Below are 18,508 nucleotides of genomic sequence, written 5' to 3' on the forward strand. Positions count from 1 at the left end.
TGAGGTTGGAATGGTGGGGCTGGGGGCGGAGGAGAAATCGCTTTACTTTGCAGCCGTAGGCTGCTGCTTACGCTTTGACGTCAAACCAATAGGGCTCTTTTGCTGGGATCAGTCCGTCTGAAATTCCACCCGTCTCGGACAACAGGCGTCTGCAAGCGTCCGTCGCCTTCAATGTTCTAGCAAGACGCACCCGGTGACCTACTGCGCGCTTCGAAAATTCGGATCTGTTAACTAAATTTTTGATCTGTAAACCTCGGCAGTTAACACGTCAAAAAATTGGTTTACAGGTGGATCTGGATTCTGGCGGCGCTTGGGGCTATTTTGCCAATTTATTGATAGTGCGAGCCCGATGACCCTACTGTCTGATGGTCAGCTCTGGTCTCTTGCCTGCAAAGCCTATGGGAATGATCTTCCTGGAATCCTTGGATCGATTGTGAGCGCTTACGAGCGTCGTCCGGGGCTGAACAATCCTATCCGTGTTCACAGCGTTGATGGCTTTACAGCGCTTCGAGAGGCCCTTGTTACACAGCGCTCCAATAGTTTCCATCAGATCCAAGGTTGCTTGGATATCCGCGAACCTCTGGCTTGGCATCTCGTACGCCATCTGCAGCAGAAGCTGATCATCGATGGGCATGACGCACTTGGCACTTCATCATCCTCAGATTGGCCTTTACAAAAGTGCCCTGATTGGATTGGAGGGTGATGAGGACGAGCCGGATTCTCGGGATGAGGCGTATTTGTTCTAGTCGAACGGTGGTTCCTCCGAGTGCGGTTTAGAGTGGCTCGCTTGTGTTTGAACCGGGTGCGCATCAGAGTGGCTTAAGGCTTTTGCCTTGGCGACTTGAAAATCAGGTCAGTTGGGTGGCGCCAGGGATCGTCCGATCCAATCGGGCACCTTCTCGACATTGGATGATGCGCTGCTGTGTTGCGAGCAGGGGCCGGCTTGGCGCAGAAATAAAATGAAAGATGTCGAGCACTTCGACGCAGATTGGGCTTGCTCAGGCAGGGCGTCTGGCGAGGGTTAGTAGCGCGGTTTTGACCAACCAGGAAAGCCATCGAGCTCTTCCAGACGACCGTCATCATCTAGATTGGCGCGGTAGCCGTTGGAGGACGGTCGCTGCTCAAGCTCCTCGAATATCAAGATGGACTGAGTTTGCCTAGTTGGCGCGTGATAGGTCGCTTGCTCGTAATATGCAAACCGACGGGCATCGTCACTATGGCTCCAGTCTGTAGCTTCACCGTCTGCCTCGTGCATACCGCTGAAGCCGGCCTTGAAAGCTTTGACCGCAGCGGAGTTTTGAGGAAGCGGTATCCCTTTATTGATCCACACGCGCGATTCTCGCAGCCCTTTAGAGCTGATGAAGTACTTCACCACTCCGTCCTCCGCCACGACGAATGCCAGAGGACTGTTCGACGCTTGAGCGAATTTGGAAGCGATGCAGGAGCGAGACGCCTGAAATTTTTCAGTCAATTCGGCGAGGTGCTCCAGGGTGAAATCTTTTTCCTGTGCAAGTGGTTTGATCAGCTCCCAAGGAACCAGGCACTCTGCTGCGAAGATGTCACAGAGAACCTCCTCCGGGTAGCGTCCGGTGAAGCGCTCAAGCTCATCACTCGGCAGTTTCTCGCCATGTCTGGAGGGGAGTTCCAGGACGTGGTGTGCGATCTCATGGAGGATGGTGAAACGCTGACGAAGCGCACTGTCTCTTTCATTGACGCAGATGTACTTCTGTCCGCGCCTTTGAAAGGTGTTGCCTGCTTCACCATCTTCGAGCGCATTGCGCGAGACGTTGAACCCTAAGAAAAGGGCCATTGCCTCGACATCAACCGGCACGCTTGAAATTCCCACGTCTTTCAGCAGCTTTCGGGCCCTTGCGATTGCAATATTTTCGTCCATGAAAAACCTCGCTTCTACATCTGCTGAATGAGTTGAATCCGTTTGAGCCAAGCATCCTCTGTGGTCGGGCGTTCGCCACGGAAGCTCATCGTAGCCACATCCTCGAAATCTTCCCATGGGATGTCGAAGCGAGAGACCATCAGATGGTAAAGCGCATTGTCCACAGTGACTGATTTGGCCAAGAGGCGGAACACGTCGCTCTCTCGCTCCTCTAGTCCGAGCGCTTGGCTTAATCGAGTCACGACATCGTCTGAAGGAGCAGCTCGATCCCCCTTCTCCAATCGCCATATGTACGCATGATCTAGATCTCCTGCGCGCTTCTCCAGATCACGGAAGCTCAGCTCTTTTCGTTCACGCATGGTCGCGATGAACTCAGCCAAATCCATTTTTTTCTCCAACCTCTTGCATTGCCCGAACGGGCGGGAGTAGTCTGTTGCCTAGCCAGACAACAGCTTGCGATTCATGATCCATGATAAGCGGGTTTTTTTTGAAGTCCACTGTTGTCTGGCTAGGCAACGACCGTTGGGTCGTTTTTTAAGATCGGTGGCGTTGTCTGGCCAGGCAACGAATTGATGTGCTGTGCATGAGGTTTTTCCCTATGTCTGAGTCAAATGTTTTTGAAGCTGAAGATGTATCGGCTGCAGTTCAAGCAGGCCGTCCGGTGCGTGACCATGGGCCCTACAGCGTCCTGATTGGTGACGAAGCGCTGCGGTTTGTTGGGGCGGTGATCAATGATCCTATCGTGACCGGCTCACAAATCCTGGCCCTTGCCCGGATTCGTAATGCGGTGGAGCATCAGGTGTTTCAGATTTTGGTAACCGGGCGACTTGAGGAGATCAGCCCTGATGAGAGTGTCGACTTGCGGGCGGCAGGTGTAGAAAAATTTATCGTCTTCGAAAGCGATAGTTCGTACCGCATGCTCGTAAACGACCAAAGCCTTGAATGGGGGGCTCGCCAGATCTCCGGTGCAACCTTGAAGACCTTGGCAGGTGTGGACGTCAACGACTTCGATGTCTGGGAAATCATTGTTGGCGGGAAGGACAACCTGATTGGCAACAAGGAGTTCGTCGACCTGACGAAGCCTGGCGTCGAGCGATTCGCTACCAAGCGCTTCGAGGCCCACATCGTCGTCAATGCTAAGCCCAAAATCGTTCATTCCCGGTCGCTTTCCTACCGCGATCTCGTCGAGCTTGCCTTTCCGGGCAGCCCGCATCCGGCGAACACGGTGTACACGATTGATTACGACAACGGGCCCCATGAATTCCCAGAAGGTTCTGTGGTGGATGGCCAATACGTTCACGTGAAAGAAGGGATGGAATTCTATGTCATCGTTAGCGATCAGTCGTAGCCCAGACTTGTTGCGTTTGCGCAATGAAGGTTTTGAGCTGGAAGTGCGAGATGGGCACCTGTTCGTGCATTCGGTGCCTTACCTCGATGCGAACAAAGAGGTGCAGAAGGGCGTTTTCTGTTGCCCACTGACCTTGGTGAATCCTGAGTTGGCAGGGCCGCCCCCTAGCCATGTCATGCTGTTTATCGGCGGTTTTCCTCACCGGTTCGATGGCGGGAAAATCACGGCCATCGACGTCCAAGGGTGGTCATTGGCAATTTCAGCTGAGCTGACTGCCAATTTCGCTTTCTCCAACAAGCCCCGTGGGGCAAATAACTTCGACAATTATTACGACAAGGTTTGGCATTACACGCGCATTCTCTGGAATGAGGTAAAGGCCAAAGCGACCGGTGAAACACCGTTGACGTTCAAGCTCATTGAAACTGTGGATCCGGAGTCGGTTTTTGTCTACGAAGATACGGCATCTCCCCGAGCGGGTATTGGGGCACAGGTCGCTAAGCTCAAGCCTCTTCGCATTGCCATTGTCGGGCTTGGCGGTACCGGTGCTTATGTCCTTGATGCAGTCGCCAAGACGCCGGTGGCCGAAATTCACCTCTATGACGACGACGCTCTTCAGCAACACAACGCCTTTCGTGCTCCAGGTGTGATTTCACGAGCTATTCTTGACGAGCGCCTGAGCAAAGTCGATTACTACTCTCAACGGTACTCTGAGCTGAGGCGGGGCATCGTGGCGCATAACGAAAAGGTGACTGCGTCCAATATCGATGAATTGCGCGCCTTTGATTACGTCTTTGTCTGTGTGGACAAAGGGGATGTCCGTAAGCTCATTTACGAACGTCTCGAAGACTCAGCTGTGACAATGATCGACACCGGAATGGACGTCCAGATGACGGAAGATGGTTTGCTATGGGGAGTGATGCGAGTCACCACTAGCGAGCCGGGAAAACGTGACCACGTTGCCTCACGAGTGTCGATGAGCGATCTCAAGCGCGACAACCTCTATGCGTCGAATATCCAGCTTGTCGAGATGAACGCGATGAATGCCATGCTGGCGGTGATGCGCTGGAAGCGGCATTGCGGATTCTTCTATGACCGGAGCGCAGAGATGAACGCGTCCTTCAACACAGCCAATAACAAGAATATCAACTCTGAGCAGCCAACATGAAAGTCGAGCGCTTCCGCACCACATTTGTGGAGTTTATTCCTGACGATCTGGAAGATGGGGTGCTCTACGTTTCCATGCGCTACCGGACGGTGTCACATTTGTGCCCGTGCGGATGCCGCCAGGAAGTGCCTCTATCTCTCTCGCCTACCGCCTGGCAGTTGACCTTCAATGGTGAGGTCTCGCTTAGCCCATCCGTAGGCAATTGGAGTTTCCCCTGCCGTTCACATTATTTTATCAGGGGTGGGGCCGTCGACTGGTCGGGTGAGATGTCAGATAAGGCCATACAGAGTGGTCGGGCCTATGTCGCAGCTCGCAAGGAACAATTCTACGAGAAGCAAAATACCGTGCAGAAAATATCCCACGTGCCGGCAGAGGAAGCATCCTCAACGCAGCCGCAGAAGGGCGGGCTGTTGGCGTGGCTGAAACGGCTATTCCAGTGACGCTGTTCGGAAATGGAGTGATGGCTTGTGGGCTGAATCAGTTATGCCCTCACGCCATCGTGTCCAACCTCTGGAATTTGGTGGGCTGGCCTCGCGGTGTGGCTTACACCGTATCTGATAACTTTGTGGCGCCTTGCCCATGACATCGATCGTATTTAGCTGAGTAACTGGGCGAGCGATGAGCGATAAACTTGGGCCCTCAATCTATGAACTGCCTACGCATCAAAAAAACCTCCCCAGCTCTAACCGCAACCTTGCCCTCGTATTTGCCTGGCTGTAAATCCCTTACGACCGACTCCGCATTTAGCGCGTAGTAGTCGGAGAGACGAGCAGCAATGGCCTTGCTGAAGGTTACGCCGCTTAAGAGGACATCAAGGCCTACGGACAGGCTCGGAGACGAATTCGTCGTCAGGGAAGAAGGACGCGATTTTGGTAATTGCGTTGTTTAGCAAATTCGAGGGATTCGCGTAGTCAAAGCTATAACGGCCGGATCCGTGGTTCACACCCCACACTCCACCACTATCGCCGGGCCTCCACCACATTTCACCAGCGATCCGCGCAGCCTGAAGCCCAGTCATGCTTGGATGACCACGCTTCGGATCTTTGAGATCAATCGCGACAAAAAGGCTGCCATCTTTGCCAATCGCCCAGATGAGATTCTTTTCCGTGTCCTTAACGACCTCTTCGTAGCGAGTCATCAAGGAACGTTCCTCAGCCATTGGATCGAATCGCTCGATGGCAGTATCGTTGGCGCCCTTGCCTTCCAGAGTGATCTCACTCTGCTCAAGTCTCTTCGGAGCGCGTAGCTGACCATAGGTAGTGTTTAGGTGGCCAGTGTGATCAATGTCCCGCTTCGCGAGCACTTTCAGGAACGAGCTGTAGAAGTGCACCTCGTCTACGTACTGGGCATTCGGTTTGTCGTCCCTGAAGACCCGCAAGAACAGGTCGGCCAGGAGTAGGTCGTGCTCATAGATTGCCGAAACCGCGTCACCCAACGGAGTGTCCGTGGAGTCGAGCAGAACCTTCAGAACCTTTTTGTCACCCCAATAGAGATCAATATCCCACTGCAGACGAGCCATAGGCGCCGTTAAGAAATTCAGCTTATCGGCATTCCACCGCTGAATGCTTTCCGACGTGGCTGTCGGGGACTCTTTACCCGCTTTCAGCACATCGCCAGGCACGTAGCTAATAGGTTTCCCCACGATTTCGCTGCGAATCTGGGAAATGGGAGACAGCTTGATAGTGTAGCGGCAATCCTGATGCTCAAGCTCAGAGCTGTCACAGATCTCGGCCATCCACTTTTTGATATGACCAAGGAGAATTGCGGCGGTGTCATGCGCGTAGCGGAATTCAAGTCGCGCCTTTTTATCAGTCGGCACAATGCCCATGTCAGGCACAAGAATTTCGTGAGGAGAAAGCCACACCTGCTTTTCGTCATCCCACTGACTGAATGCCAACGCCCAGCGATTTTTGAGAGAGTTTTTCACCTCATCGCTAGCTTCAAAACCGTTACCGGCGTGAAGATCAATGAAGCTGGTGGCCTCAATCAATTGAGCTCTCGCGTACGGGCCGAGGCGATCATCGTGGACATAGATCCACTGCGCGCTATCGCGGAAGTCGTAGCCAAGAAGAGTGATTGCATGACCCCCCTTCAAGCAGACCGATTGCCCTACAGTGGCCCCGTTACCAGCCAGCAATTGTGCACGCGTTTCATCCGAAAGGCCGTCACCGTATTCCTCAAGGACAGAGAGACGTTCAGCTTCAGAAAGCGCGTCCTCTTCTGGCTCTGCCTCGCTAGCTTTAGCCTTTTGAGGCCCATAGACAAAGCCTGCGAGAATCACCGGTATGTCACTGTCAATGTGAGCACAGGCATAGCCTTGGAACCATTTCTTCGGTGTCTCAGTGAGTGTCGAAGAGTGATAACGCAGGCCCTCTACGTCCAGTGAACGTTGAATCTGCTTGTGCGTCAGATGCTTGTTTGGAAATCCATTGTTTGAGCCGTCAACAAAATTCAGTGCTGAGATCGTGATTTCGCTGCAAGAAGGGATGGTCTTGACGTTACGCCCAGGCAAAGCATGAAGGGCAGTCCAAATCGCAGTGGTCGCGCAGGCAGCCACAACCTTGTCCTGTTCTTGGAATGCAATGGATTCAACGGAAAGGTTGATGCCGAATAAATTGACGTCGTAGCGCTTAGAAATTTTCTTCTTGGTACCTGGGCCGGTACCGGAGTCACCTGCAGTTCGCAGGCAGGTCTTACCGATGAATGTCTTATTCAGGGGCTTGATCAGGACGAAGCCCAAGTAGTTGTCCTGCAGCCAACCCCGAGACACGTCCTGGCGCGCGCTATCGAGCATCATGCTGTCGAACGACTTGTGGTCAAGCTTGCAACTGAAGAAGTGAAGCCGGCCACATACCTCACCGTCGTTTCGGAACCGTTTGACGTAGTAGCGAGAGTAGTCCTCTAGGAAATCTCGATCCGTATACCGTGGCTCCAGGAGGATGGTCTTCGCGCCGAGCGAGCGGAGGTAGCCATAGAGATATTTCACCTGCTCCTTGTCAAAAATCTGCAGGTATTCATACCCGAAGCATTCGCGGATCAAGGCACTCAGCGTCTCGCGCTGAAATTCGGTTACGAGGTAAGGAGTCATTGTTCTTCGCGCAAAAAAAAGCAGCCGCTAGGGCTGCTTTAGGAAATAAAAAATTTACAGGCTGCAAGTACGAGCAAGCATCTCACTGTTAACAGCTTGGGCTCTGGCTTGGGCAGCAAGGATTTTGGTCATCAGAACGGTACGGGCTCGTGCCTTACGCAGGCGCTCCGCTTCCGTCGCACCCATCTGGCTCCTGGCCTTCTCATACAAAAGCTCAACGCTCATTTTCTATCCCCTTTTTCCACTTCCCGGTGGTCGCGGTCTCACATCGGAATACGCTACGCGGCCGAAGCGTGTATGACTCGCCATGGTTCGTGAGGCGGTGGATTATACGAATCCATCCAGATCGTCGTCAGCCCCCTTCTCAAGTGACCGACGAACGGCCTTTCCTCACTGCATCGACTCAATACCTGCGGTAACGTTCAACCTAAAGCACCATACCCCATGCAAGTGCTTCAGTAGATTCAGTACGGGTCACAGAAGCGGCTTGCCTCCGGTTTAGCATTTTTTGATCATCGTACTGCTTAAGTAAGCAGCAGCTTTTAGGCGATCAACCAGGCTGAAAAACAGGTTGTGAATCGAGTATGGCACAAAGGAATCACGTAACGAAATAGGTAGCTGTGACATGTCACACGTTTACTGACGCGTTTCGCGCATCGTTTTTCGCATCCGGTTCACCATTTTCTTTCGCGATTCGATGACGTAAATCGCCTCGGTGAGAGCCTAGCTCATGCTTTCGAATTCGCACTGCGATTCGTTTTTGCGCCGTGAGAAAATCAAGACGCTAGGCGAAGCGTACTTGCATTGCGCCATCATGCCGAGCAAAATCCGCGACCGAAACGGATTTCAGAAGGTAACCAGCGTGTCTCTCTCGGGAATTTTCAGCTCTGCTCATCAGCGCAGAAGCTTCCTACTCGCCAGCTGCGGATTGCTGCTTCTTTGCTTCCTGGCGATCGTGTGGATTGCCAATCGCCCTGATCAACCCCCTGCGCTCGTCGCTTTCAACAGCTTCCTGACCTCAGTCGTAGCTAGCGGCGCGTTCGCCATTCTCTCGACACTGTACATTTCGTTTTTCGTCGATCCGAATGAGGTGCAGAAAGCTGCCGTCGTTCTACCTCAAGACATTTCGCAGAACCTTGATCGAATCGTCGCGGACTCTGTCGACTACCAGATCAGCGTGCGCACGGGACGGCATTTCAGAGCGGATACGCTTCAAAAGCTTCTTGAGCAAGCCAAAAGACACCGGCAACCAATCCGTGTTGACGCCATTTTGCTGGATTTCAGAGACGCCTCCCTTTGTGAGCAGTACGTCCGGTTTCGGCAAAGCGCGACATTCGAAAGTCGTCTGTGGGACGTTGAGTACGTTCAATCCGAGGTTTTGGCTACGATCCTCGCGATCGCACGCGCCAAGGCGGAATATCCGCTTCTGCTGAACGTACAGCTCTACCTAAGCAAGCGCCTGTCCACATTCCGTATCGAAGGCTCCTCTCAAGAGATCATCGTCACGCGTGAAGACCCGAAAGACTTTGCATACCGGTACCACCGATCTCATCGCGATTACGCAGCGTATGCGCATGAGCTAGGCCTGATCCGCACAGAAGCTTCAGCGATTGAAATAGCCATGGACGTGGCGCCTACCGAGGTTCTGCAAAAGATGTTCGGCCTGGGCACCATCCCTGCAAAAGTCATTGCAAAAGCAGAGGCAGCCGTAGGTGCAGGCTCCCCTTATGCATACTGACCTTAGCTTCCTCGATAGAGAGCATCTGACCACTACGCCCACGCACTCTATAAAGGAAGCACTGCGTATGTGGATCGCCGAGCGCAAACCACGGTGCCTGAAGCATCCGCATGGCTTCTATGTGATGCTGCTAAAGCGCTCAGTCGATGAGCAGTGGCGACTTCATCTGTGGCCCAACGGTCATCGAGAAATAACAGGAATGCCGGCGCGCATCCACCTGCACGACACTCACGTGAGTAGCCGGATTCTCACAGGCGCGCTGACGAACATCCAATACACAAGCACGCCGGTCACGTCAGACTGCCCCTCAGGTAAACCTGTGTATGAAGTCATCTATGATGGGAACCGATACGCTCAGAAAACAGCGAACACACTTCGCAAATCAGAGGTACGGGAAGCTGTAAGTGAAACCGATAGGCTCAATCTTGAAGTCGGAGACTTCTACTGCATTGAGCGCTACACCCTCCATGAGGCTCTGGTTCCCACAGATGTAGCTACGTGCACCTTGGTCTGTATGCACGAGCACGCAGATGGAATTGTTAAGCTGATGGGCGTAGACGGTTACCCTGACGAAATCTCGTTCCTTCGTACAGACCACGACGGATCAGTGTTTCTCGAATACCTTTGAGCGCGCCTACGCATCGACCCTCAACCAGAGGACTTGATCTCCGGCTAACAGGCTTCTACAGCAGGGTACAAGCAGGCCTTTTGGCTGCCCGCCGTAGCGCTGTCATTATGATGGCAATTGCTCTCGAATCAATGGCCATATGAGGTTGTGACTCATACTGGAAGCACCGGCTGGCTCGGCAAGCCAGCTGTTTCGGCGGCTACAGTTGGAATAAACGATCGTCCACTCACCACGTGCTCGCAGGCGTCGCCTGCCTTATGAATCGACCACCGTTAGGGGCTGAGGTCGGCCAGGGGTAAGCTGGTCAAGCCAGGAATTACCTAGCCCAAGCTTGGCTTTGCGTCATCGTCTTCACGCCGTGCCGGACAGGTATCACGCACGTGCGGGCCCTGTGGTGATCGACGACTGGGCGCTTTTTTAGCGTGAGAAGCCTCAACTGTCTGTCTATAATCCGCGCATGTTGAATCCAACCGAAATCCGCCCAATCCTCAAGCAGTGGGTCGCGAAAGCGATGTCCCATGAAGAGAGTGACGTCTTCATCGAGGAGCTGTGCTTCATCGATAAGGCCAGACGCGCCGATCTCGTTCATGCCAATGGGAAGCTAACCGCTTTTGAGATCAAGTCCCATGCCGACACCTTGACTCGCTGGGAGGGCCAGCAGCAGGCGTATATGGCGTGCTTTGACGAAGTCTGGCTATGCTGCCATTCAAAGCACTTGGTGAAGGCTCTTGAGTCATGTCTGCCGAATGTTGGCGTACTCGTCGTCGATGACTATTCCGGCATGGCGATGATTCGAAAGGCGAAGCCCAACAAGCTCCAGGATAAATTCCACCTTACGGGATTTTTGTGGCGTAGCGAGTTGGATGCACTCGCGAACCAGCATGGGGTGCCAACGAAAAGTCGCGACCTCATAAAAGAAGTGCGCCGCCAGCTCAGCGACGCCCTTCCCATGAATGTGATCAGGTCACATGTATTGGTCAGCCTGAAACAACGTTACCGTTAGAGTAAGTCATCGGCATCGAGGTCATCGAAGCCGTCAGTATCTACTATGGACTGGATCATGGCGCAGATATGCTGATTGATTCTGAATCCGTTCCATGTTCCGTTGTTCCCGTAGCCGGTAGATGTGGCGACAATTCTGCTGTACTCGCGAGTGGCCCAGCAAAAGTCGTCGCCGTGATAACCCGGCAAACCTCTAATCTCCTGGGCAATTTCGATGTACCGCACAAATTCCTTGTCCGAACCTTTGCGTCGTTGCCACCATTCCGTTGGCGTGTAATAGCAGGCAAAAGGAAGCACAGGCATGCCTCGTATGTATTCCATCGAGGCGGTTGGGTTGGTGGCGGCGTAATCCCCGTAGACAATATCCGACTCTATGCCACTGGTATCGACCCTTGCTTGCCACGCAACGTCGTAGCAGGCGGAGGAACGTGAGGTGTTTGAGGCCGGCTTATCGATAGGGAAGGAGGTGCTCATCAGAACCAGATTTCGTATCTGATAGCTGTTGAGTTGACGCAGGGATACATTGAAATCCGACCCCGAGGCAGTGTTGGCCGGAGCTGTGGCACCGAAGTCCAAAATCACCGTCGCGGTGTCCGGGTTTTCAAGAGCATCCAGGATTGACAGCAATCTGTTCCATGAAGTGGAAGTGGGGTTTTCCGGGCAGGTAACCCTGATAGCTATATGTGGGAAATCGCTCTGGAGAGCCAGTGCACTTTGGATGACTGCTCGTTGGGGGTCGTCATCAACCCAGGAAACCACTGGTATGACGTTCTGGTTGATGCCTGCCACATCGGAGAAAAATCGACGTTTGTTCTCAAACGCGCCATGAGGATTGTGCAGGTCGTTGGTAGTAATGAATTCTTCACCAACGTCCTTCGTTATTCTTGAAACGTCTAGGAAAAAAGGATGCTCAGTCCAACTCGCTAGGAATGTTTGAAGGTGTCTGTCGTCGTCACCTCGCATGTCCAACAGCGGAGCCACGACTTCCCGCCTGTGGTCTTCCAGATTTATCAGCGCCTTAACGTCATTCTGACCAACTCGTAAACAAGCCACGTACTGCATCTTGCACTCCTTGCATGTTGTGAAAACCGGTTTCGCCGTAATGCTGAAGGCATGGCGAGTCACAGGCCCCGGCAATCAGCGAGCGTCGACATACGGAACATGTCGGTTTTGCCCACTGCCACTGGCCGACGTCATGCTCCCAGCGAGACGGCAGGTCGAGATTGGTAAGATAGCACTTGGCCACTCAATAGAAGCCTTAATGCGTTGTTTCCTGGGATGCGTTGTATTTGGGATACGGGGTGCACTTATGTCCGATTAGTCAGTGGGTTACTCATAGTGGAGTTCACCAAACAGTCCGATCATGAGGTCACCATCCAAGATCTCGAAAGGGAGGGTGACGTACTGCTCAGAATGCCGGGGCAGCGCCTTTCCATCGTGTGGTGCATTCTTCGTGTGCCCTTGAACCTTTTCCCCGTTCTCCTTGATATAGGGGAGCACGACTATACGACCATGGTTCTTAGATAGGATCGTTCCCTCGTGCCAAAGGGTGTTTCCTTCATCGCTGTTGGACTCGCCACCCGTGTTTTTCACCACCCACCGTGGCACCCCGTCGTCCTCATACCAAAACACGAAGCCACCGCAGACCAGTACCCTTTGGCCGCGCATCCTCGCCTCGGCGAGCATTTGCTTGACGCTTGCTAACTGCAACAGCTGATTGGCTCGGGGGAGTAAGAGTGCGCGTATCTGCGCTTTGGTTCTTCCCCAGTGGTCAGCTCCCGAAAGACCAAACCCTTTGGCTGTCACTTCGCGTAGACAGATCTGCGAGCGTTTGGGAGACAGGGCTCCAATCTGCTCCCATGTCTGGTCATCGACACGGCGAAGGCATGTGTTGAAATGCGGTAGGGCCACCACATCCACATAGGGGGCTCGTTCGAGCTCCTCGTAAAGGGGTTGGCGCAAGCTCTCCATCGTATTGTGCAGTTTCAGCTCTTGCACCGAGAGCCGGGGCAGATGGGCGTTCCGCTTGATCGCCTCGCGCTCCATGAGCTCCTCTTCTCCCTGGATACGGCGCGCCGCTGTCAGTGCTTTCTCGACCTTCAGGGTGGTCGAGCTCTGCAGCACAGGATCTGGTACCGCCTGGACGACCAGTTCACTGGTGCGGCTGTTGAACTCGTCTGCCGCTTCCATGGCCTCCTCGTAGGAGGCGAAAACAGCCACCCTCGCATGGCCACTGCCGTTATCGTAGAAGTAACGCTTCCAGGACAGCTGGGAGTCGGGGAAGAGCTTGAGCGCCCGCAGCTGCCACGTCCATCCGATGCGGAACTGCCGGAACGGAAGGACGGCCAAGGTGGGCATTGAGTGGTATGGCATCTGATCTAGGCGCATCGATTCTCCCTGCTGGTTGCGTCTTAGCGGCTGCGGAAGCGCTGGAGTTGATCCTAGGGAGATTGATTTCCCCGACACCATGGATAGCACATTGCCAGGATGAGTCAATTTCTTGGCTGAAGGCCTCGTATCTCGGGGGGTTCAGGAGAAGATGAGCTTTGGAAAGGGCTTTAAAAAACTGGTGGTTTATCCAGTATTAAGGGTTGCGCAGGTAATGTGCAAAAGCTATAATGCACATATACCAAGTTGCTTGGAAGGCATTACAAGTCAACGTAATGTGCAGTAAAGGTGGGGGGTGATAATGCTGGGCACGCCGTTCAACCTCACCGAAGGCGCCGCCTTGCTGAGCCTGATCGGGCGCCTCACCGGCTACACCCCACGCTGGTTCACCTATTTCATCGGTGATGCCCACGTCTACGAAAACCACCTGGACATGCTCAATGAACAGCTCAAGCGCGAGCCGTTCCCGATGCCTAAGCTGGTGATCAGTGATCGGGTGCCGGAGTTTGCCAAGACCGGTGTCTACCAGCCGGAGTGGCTGGAGCTGATCGAGCCGAGCGACTTCTCCCTCGACGGCTACCAGCACCATGCGCCAATGACCGCGCCGATGGCGGTTTAGGCCTTTACCCGGGGGCCGTGGGGCTGACACCGCGCGGCCCTTGTCGCTTCATCCGTGACCTTTATCGACCTGTGCCCGGGAACCCTCCCGGGCATTGCTGTACCTGGCGGGCGGCTACGCTCTCAGGAGCAGCCTCGGTTCGTTCGGGGTGCAGTCCTTCTGATATTGAATGCGAGCCCTTGAATGGAAGAACTCAACCGCAGCCTGTTCCTGGCCATCAATGCCAGCGCCGAAGCATCGTTGCCGATGCGCGAACTGGCGGTGTTCCTGGCGCAATGGCTGGTCCTGAGCGTGCCGCTGCTGCTCCTGATGTTGTGGGTGTTTGGCGGGCGGCGGCAACGAATGATCGTGCTGATCGCGACCTTGAGCATTGTCTTCGCCCTGGCCTGCAACCTGCTGATTCGCGATCTGTGGTTTCACCCACGGCCGTTCATGCTGGGCCTGGGGCAGAACTTCCTGGCCCACGCGCCTGGGGCGTCTTTTCCCAGCGATCATGCCAGCGGCATGTTTGCCATGGCGTTCGCTCTGATCCTGGTGTCCCTGTACCGAACCGGGCTGGTGATGCTGGCGCTGGCGCTGTTGGTGAGCTGGGCCAGGGTCTACCTGGGGGTGCATTTCCCGTTCGATATCCTTGGCGGCTGCCTGGTCGGGTTGCTCAGCGCCTGCCTGGTGCGCCAGGGCCTGGCCTGGCGCGATCTGGATCAACGGCTGCTGACGCTGCTTGAGGGGATCTACCAGCGGCTGATACCCCTGGGCCGCCACGGCTCCTGAAAACATGGCGCCCGGCCCACGGGCCTAGTGCCCGTGGCTGCGGCCGACATGGGAGTGTTCGGCGTCGCTGGGCGCGACCGAACCGCTGACCTCCAGGCGCTGCAAGATCCCGCATTGGTCCAGATCCGGCCCTTCGCAGCAGCGTTGGCGCAGGTCGAGCAGTTGTTCCTGCAGCGCCAGCAAGCCGTCGATGCGCAATTTGACGTGTTGGATGTGTTCGTCGATCAGGGCGTTGACGTTCTCGCACTGTCCTTGCGGGCTGTCGCGCAGGCCCAGCAGGCTGCGGATCTCCTCGAGGGTCATGTCGAGGCTGCGGCAATTGCGGATAAACGTCAGGCGTTCGGTGTGGGCCTGGGTGTAAAGACGGTAGTTGCCTTCGCTGCGAGCCGGTTCCGGCAGCAGCCCTTCACGTTCGTAATAGCGGATGGTTTCGACCTGGCAGTCGGTCAGTTTCGCCAATTCACCAATTTTCATGGGGGCCGTCTCGTTTTGGGTGCTTGACCCTATAGTGGCTACAGGGTGTTCACTTGGCAACAGGCACCTTTCATGGACGTCACCACAATGAACAATTCGCTCCACACTTCCGGCAAGCCCCACGCTGATCACGATCACGATCACGATCACGATCACGATCACGATCACGATCACGATCACGATCACGATCACGATCACGATCACGGCCAGGAGCCGAAGCTGCAGGCCATCCCCAAGCATGACCACGGCAGCCATGGCGATTCCTGCTGCTCGTCCAAAGTCGCACCGGCGCAGGTCCAGTTGAGCGCGACCATCAGCGCCAGCGCCCGCCTGAGCAGTTTTCGTATCGAAGCCATGGACTGTCCGACCGAGCAGACGCTGATCCAGAACAAACTGGGCAAGCTGGCCGGTGTGCAGCAATTGCAGTTCAACCTGATCAACCGGGTCCTGGGGGTCACCCACGACTTGCCGAGCACCGCGCCGATTATCGAAGCCATCAAGTCCCTGGGCATGCAGGCCGAGCCGATCGAGCAGGGCGCCGACGCCGAGCCGGCAGCGCCCGCGGTGAAAAAACACTGGTGGCCGCTGGCCCTGTCCGGCGTAGGGGCACTGGCCGCGGAAGTGATCCACTTCACCGACAGTGCGCCGTCGTGGGTGATTGCCCTGGTGGCGCTGGTGTCGATTCTCAGCGGTGGCCTGGGCACCTATAAAAAGGGCTGGATCGCCCTGAAGAACCTCAACCTCAACATCAACGCGCTGATGAGTATCGCGGTGACCGGCGCGGTGCTGATCGGCCAGTGGCCGGAAGCGGCGATGGTGATGTTCCTGTTCACCGTGGCCGAGCTGATTGAAGCGCGTTCCCTGGACCGGGCTCGCAACGCCATCGGTGGCCTGATGCAGATGACCCCGGAACAGGTCACGGTGCAGTTGCCGGACGGAACCTGGGTCGAACGTGAAGCCAAGAGCATCGAACTCGGAGCCTTGGTCCGGGTACGCCCCGGTGAGCGCATCGGCCTCGATGGCGAGGTGGTCTCGGGCAGTTCGACCATTGACCAGGCGCCGATTACCGGCGAAAGCCTGCCGATTGAAAAGACCGTGGGCGACAAGGTCTTCGCCGGCACCATCAACCAGGCCGGCTCCCTGGAATATAAAGTCACCGCCGCGGCCAACAACTCGACCCTGGCGCGAATCATCCACGCCGTGGAGCAGGCGCAGGGCGCACGGGCGCCGACCCAGCGCTTTGTCGACAAGTTCTCCACCATTTACACCCCGGTAGTCTTTGTTTTTGCCCTGGCCGTGGCCGTGATTCCGCCGCTGTTCATGGGCGCGGCCTGGTTCGACTGGATCTACCGCGCCCTGGTGCTGCTAGTGGTGGCGTGCCCGTGTGCACTGGTGATTTCCACCCCGGTCACCATCGTCAGCGGCCTGGCCGCCGCCGCGCGCAAAGGGATCCTGGTCAAGGGCGGGGTGTACCTGGAGGGCGGTTACAAGCTTGACTACCTGGCCCTGGACAAGACCGGCACCATCACCCACGGCAAGCCGGTGCAGACCGACTTCCTGCCCCTCGACCCCCTGGCCGAAAACACCGCGCCGGCATTGGCCGCCAGCCTGGCCGGGCGTTCGGACCACCCGGTGTCGCTGGCCATCGCCAATGCGGCTGTGGATAAAAACCTGGCGCTGCACGCTGTGGATAACTTCCAGGCTCTGGCCGGGCGCGGCGTGAGTGGCGAGATCAACGGTGAGCTGTACCACCTGGGCAACCACCGCCTGGTGGAAGAACTGGGCCTGTGCTCGCCCGCCCTCGAGGAAAAACTCTTCGCCCTGGAAAAACAAGGCAAGACCGTGGTCCTGCTCCTCGACCGCTCCGGGCCGCTGGCGCTGTTTGCCGTGGCCGATACGGTCAAGGACACCAGCCGCGAAGCCATTGCCCAGCTACATGAGCTGGGGGTCAAGACCCTGATGCTGACCGGTGACAACCCGCACACCGCCCAGGCCATTGCGGCCCAGGTGGGCATCGACCAGGCGCGAGGTGACCTGCTGCCCACCGACAAGCTGCAAGCGATTGAAGCGCTGTATGCCCAGGGGCACCGCGTGGGTATGGTCGGCGACGGCATCAACGACGCGCCGGCCCTGGCCCGGGCCGAAATCGGTTTCGCCATGGCCGCCGCTGGCACTGACACCGCGATTGAAACTGCCGATGTCGCCCTGATGGACGACGATCTGCGCAAAATCCCGGCGTTTATCCGCCTGTCGCGTCAGACCTCAAATATCCTGGTGCAAAATATCGCCCTGGCGCTGGTGATCAAGGCGATCTTTCTTGGAGTAACCTTTGCCGGCCTGGCCACGATGTGGATGGCAGTCTTTGCCGACATGGGGGTCAGCCTGTTGGTGGTGTTCAATGGTTTGCGCCTGTTGCGCAAATAACGACGAGAGTGCGCAGTGCTGAGTGCCGAGCTGAAGGCTTTTTACATGGTCGCCCGCCTGGGCAGCATTACCCTGGCGGCGAAAAAGCTCGGCCTTAGCCAGCCGACGGTCACCACCCAGATTCGCCACCTGGAAAGCCAGTACGCGGTTGAGCTGTTCTACCGTGGCGGTCGCCGCCTGAGCCTGAGCGACGAGGGTGCGCGGCTGCTGCCGATGGTCAAGCAACTGTTGCAGCAGGAGGCGGACATCGAGTTCTTCCTGCGCAACAGCGGCCAGATGCAGGGCAGCCTGCGCATCGCCGCCACCGCGCCGTATTACATCCTCGACCTGGTCAAGACCTTCCGCGAGCGCTTGCCCCAGGTCCAGGTGGCCGTGGAAATCGGCAATTCGCAGCAGGTGCTGGAGGCGCTGGAAGAGTACCGAGTGGACATCGCCGCCTCGTCGCAACTGCTCGAAGACCCACGCTTGATCCGCCGGGTGCTGGGCACCGACCCACTGGTGCTGGCGGTGCATCGCAACCATCCGCTGGCGGCGCTGGACCACGTGCCCCTGAGTGCATTGGTCGGGCATACCCTGTTGATGCGTGAAGCCGGCTCGACCACCCGCAGCCTGACCGAAGAACTGCTCAACAGTGCCCAGGTCAGCTTCGGCCCGCTGCTGGAGATCGGCAGCCGTGAGTCGATCCGCGAAGCCGTGCTGCGCAACATCGGCATCAGCATCATCGCCCGCCAGGAAGTGCCCCACGACCCGCAATTGCGGGTGCTGACCTTCGAAAACGCCCCACAGATCGCCGAGTACCTGTACTGCCTCAAGGAGCGTAAAAACGCGCGTCTGCCGGCGGCCTTCCTCGGGTTGGCCCAGGAAATGGCCGGCTGCTGAACCTGCCGTGCAGGGTTGCCTGGCCCCGGGCCAACCCAAATCTGCCAATACCACTATCGGCAACTTTTGCCTCGCTGCCACAGTAACTAC

The 18,508-nt window shown here is 56.1% G+C and carries 16 protein-coding genes and 1 pseudogene; 11 read left to right on the plus strand and 6 right to left on the minus strand.

Annotation, left to right across the window (positions count from 1 at the left end):
* Window positions 1-349: 349 nt before the first annotated feature.
* Window positions 350-703: a hypothetical protein gene (locus MF4836_RS35250; RefSeq protein WP_153050289.1), complete on the plus strand. Its 354-nt coding sequence runs from the start codon at window positions 350-352 to the stop codon at window positions 701-703.
* Between the two features lie 318 nt (window positions 704-1,021).
* Here the strand turns inward: MF4836_RS35250 and MF4836_RS30525 are convergent, their stop codons facing one another.
* Window positions 1,022-1,894: an ImmA/IrrE family metallo-endopeptidase gene (locus MF4836_RS30525; RefSeq protein WP_078473488.1), complete on the minus strand. Its 873-nt coding sequence runs from the start codon at window positions 1,892-1,894 to the stop codon at window positions 1,022-1,024.
* 14 nt (window positions 1,895-1,908) lie between these two features.
* Window positions 1,909-2,280, minus strand: a complete 372-nt coding sequence (locus MF4836_RS30530) for a helix-turn-helix domain-containing protein (RefSeq protein ID WP_055003240.1) — start codon at window positions 2,278-2,280, stop codon at window positions 1,909-1,911.
* Between the two features lie 212 nt (window positions 2,281-2,492).
* Between MF4836_RS30530 and MF4836_RS30535 the strand changes: the two genes are divergently transcribed.
* From MF4836_RS30535 to MF4836_RS30545, 3 genes are read left to right on the plus strand one after another with little or no spacing between them, the layout of a single operon-like run.
* Window positions 2,493-3,242: a multiubiquitin domain-containing protein gene (locus tag MF4836_RS30535; RefSeq protein ID WP_078473489.1), complete on the plus strand. Its 750-nt coding sequence runs from the start codon at window positions 2,493-2,495 to the stop codon at window positions 3,240-3,242.
* The gene (locus MF4836_RS30540; RefSeq protein WP_078473490.1) at window positions 3,217-4,407 is read left to right on the plus strand and encodes a ThiF family adenylyltransferase; all 1,191 of its coding nucleotides are present in this window, start codon (window positions 3,217-3,219) and stop codon (window positions 4,405-4,407) included. The genes MF4836_RS30535 and MF4836_RS30540 overlap by 26 nt, the downstream gene beginning before the upstream one ends.
* Window positions 4,404-4,847, plus strand: a complete 444-nt coding sequence (locus tag MF4836_RS30545; RefSeq protein ID WP_078473491.1) for a DUF6527 family protein — start codon at window positions 4,404-4,406, stop codon at window positions 4,845-4,847. Before MF4836_RS30540 ends, MF4836_RS30545 begins: the two co-directional genes overlap by 4 nt.
* Window positions 4,848-5,218: 371 nt before the next feature.
* On the opposite strand, the gene MF4836_RS30550 is transcribed toward MF4836_RS30545, so the two are convergent.
* Window positions 5,219-7,495 carry a hypothetical protein gene (locus MF4836_RS30550; protein ID WP_078473492.1) on the minus strand — a complete coding sequence of 759 codons (2,277 nt, stop codon included), beginning with the start codon at window positions 7,493-7,495 and terminating at the stop codon, window positions 5,219-5,221.
* A gap of 730 nt (window positions 7,496-8,225) precedes the next feature.
* On the opposite strand from MF4836_RS30550, the gene MF4836_RS30555 reads away from it, so the two are divergent.
* From MF4836_RS30555 to MF4836_RS30565, 3 genes are all read left to right on the plus strand, one after another.
* Window positions 8,226-9,233 carry a hypothetical protein gene (locus MF4836_RS30555; RefSeq protein ID WP_078473493.1) on the plus strand — a complete coding sequence of 336 codons (1,008 nt, stop codon included), beginning with the start codon at window positions 8,226-8,228 and terminating at the stop codon, window positions 9,231-9,233.
* 67 nt (window positions 9,234-9,300) lie between these two features.
* On the plus strand, window positions 9,301-9,861 hold the full coding sequence (locus tag MF4836_RS30560; protein ID WP_033897011.1) for a hypothetical protein: 561 nt from the start codon (window positions 9,301-9,303) through the stop codon (window positions 9,859-9,861).
* Window positions 9,862-10,318: 457 nt separating this feature from the next.
* Window positions 10,319-10,864: a sce7726 family protein gene (locus tag MF4836_RS30565; RefSeq protein ID WP_033897012.1), complete on the plus strand. Its 546-nt coding sequence runs from the start codon at window positions 10,319-10,321 to the stop codon at window positions 10,862-10,864.
* Here MF4836_RS30565 and MF4836_RS30570 read toward each other — a convergent pair.
* The gene (locus MF4836_RS30570; protein WP_078473494.1) at window positions 10,861-11,925 is read right to left on the minus strand and encodes a beta family protein; all 1,065 of its coding nucleotides are present in this window, start codon (window positions 11,923-11,925) and stop codon (window positions 10,861-10,863) included. The two genes, MF4836_RS30565 and MF4836_RS30570, sit on opposite strands and share 4 nt — an antisense overlap.
* Before the next feature lie 267 nt (window positions 11,926-12,192).
* The gene (locus MF4836_RS30575) at window positions 12,193-13,251 is read right to left on the minus strand and encodes a hypothetical protein (protein ID WP_039581784.1); all 1,059 of its coding nucleotides are present in this window, start codon (window positions 13,249-13,251) and stop codon (window positions 12,193-12,195) included.
* Window positions 13,252-13,555: 304 nt separating this feature from the next.
* Here MF4836_RS30575 and MF4836_RS30580 point away from each other — a divergent pair.
* Window positions 13,556-13,870 (plus strand): annotated as a pseudogene (locus MF4836_RS30580) (thymidylate synthase); the annotation flags it as partial.
* A 183-nt stretch (window positions 13,871-14,053) separates the two neighbouring features.
* Entirely contained in the window at window positions 14,054-14,641 is a 588-nt protein-coding gene (locus tag MF4836_RS30585; RefSeq protein ID WP_020295861.1) for an undecaprenyl-diphosphatase, read from the plus strand.
* Between the two features lie 24 nt (window positions 14,642-14,665).
* Here MF4836_RS30585 and cadR read toward each other — a convergent pair whose 3' ends face one another.
* Window positions 14,666-15,115 carry a Cd(II)/Pb(II)-responsive transcriptional regulator gene (cadR, locus tag MF4836_RS30590; protein WP_078473495.1) on the minus strand — a complete coding sequence of 150 codons (450 nt, stop codon included), beginning with the start codon at window positions 15,113-15,115 and terminating at the stop codon, window positions 14,666-14,668.
* An 87-nt stretch (window positions 15,116-15,202) separates the two neighbouring features.
* Between cadR and MF4836_RS30595 the strand changes: the two genes are divergently transcribed.
* The gene (locus MF4836_RS30595; protein WP_078473496.1) at window positions 15,203-17,539 is read left to right on the plus strand and encodes a heavy metal translocating P-type ATPase; all 2,337 of its coding nucleotides are present in this window, start codon (window positions 15,203-15,205) and stop codon (window positions 17,537-17,539) included.
* Between the two features lie 15 nt (window positions 17,540-17,554).
* Window positions 17,555-18,418 (plus strand): LysR family transcriptional regulator, encoded by an 864-nt coding sequence (locus MF4836_RS30600; RefSeq protein ID WP_078473497.1) that lies wholly within the window; start codon window positions 17,555-17,557, stop codon window positions 18,416-18,418.
* Window positions 18,419-18,508 lie beyond the last annotated feature (90 nt).

The sequence above is a fragment of the Pseudomonas sp. MF4836 genome, from assembly GCF_002018875.1.
Lineage (GTDB): Bacteria > Pseudomonadota > Gammaproteobacteria > Pseudomonadales > Pseudomonadaceae > Aquipseudomonas.

What these genes read in the sequence shown, in the direction of transcription:
- MF4836_RS35250 (WP_153050289.1), top strand. Translation starts at nt 350, where the DNA reads ATGACCCTACTGTCTGATGGTCAGCTCTGGTCTCTTGCCTGCAAAGCC.
- MF4836_RS30525 (WP_078473488.1), bottom strand. Translation starts at nt 1,894, where the DNA reads ATGGACGAAAATATTGCAATCGCAAGGGCCCGAAAGCTGCTGAAAGAC.
- MF4836_RS30530 (WP_055003240.1), bottom strand. Translation starts at nt 2,280, where the DNA reads ATGGATTTGGCTGAGTTCATCGCGACCATGCGTGAACGAAAAGAGCTG.
- MF4836_RS30535 (WP_078473489.1), top strand. Translation starts at nt 2,493, where the DNA reads ATGTCTGAGTCAAATGTTTTTGAAGCTGAAGATGTATCGGCTGCAGTT.
- MF4836_RS30540 (WP_078473490.1), top strand. Translation starts at nt 3,217, where the DNA reads ATGTCATCGTTAGCGATCAGTCGTAGCCCAGACTTGTTGCGTTTGCGC.
- MF4836_RS30545 (WP_078473491.1), top strand. Translation starts at nt 4,404, where the DNA reads ATGAAAGTCGAGCGCTTCCGCACCACATTTGTGGAGTTTATTCCTGAC.
- MF4836_RS30550 (WP_078473492.1), bottom strand. Translation starts at nt 7,495, where the DNA reads ATGACTCCTTACCTCGTAACCGAATTTCAGCGCGAGACGCTGAGTGCC.
- MF4836_RS30555 (WP_078473493.1), top strand. Translation starts at nt 8,226, where the DNA reads ATGCTTTCGAATTCGCACTGCGATTCGTTTTTGCGCCGTGAGAAAATC.
- MF4836_RS30560 (WP_033897011.1), top strand. Translation starts at nt 9,301, where the DNA reads ATGTGGATCGCCGAGCGCAAACCACGGTGCCTGAAGCATCCGCATGGC.
- MF4836_RS30565 (WP_033897012.1), top strand. Translation starts at nt 10,319, where the DNA reads ATGTTGAATCCAACCGAAATCCGCCCAATCCTCAAGCAGTGGGTCGCG.
- MF4836_RS30570 (WP_078473494.1), bottom strand. Translation starts at nt 11,925, where the DNA reads ATGCAGTACGTGGCTTGTTTACGAGTTGGTCAGAATGACGTTAAGGCG.
- MF4836_RS30575 (WP_039581784.1), bottom strand. Translation starts at nt 13,251, where the DNA reads ATGCGCCTAGATCAGATGCCATACCACTCAATGCCCACCTTGGCCGTC.
- MF4836_RS30585 (WP_020295861.1), top strand. Translation starts at nt 14,054, where the DNA reads ATGGAAGAACTCAACCGCAGCCTGTTCCTGGCCATCAATGCCAGCGCC.
- cadR (WP_078473495.1), bottom strand. Translation starts at nt 15,115, where the DNA reads ATGAAAATTGGTGAATTGGCGAAACTGACCGACTGCCAGGTCGAAACC.
- MF4836_RS30595 (WP_078473496.1), top strand. Translation starts at nt 15,203, where the DNA reads ATGAACAATTCGCTCCACACTTCCGGCAAGCCCCACGCTGATCACGAT.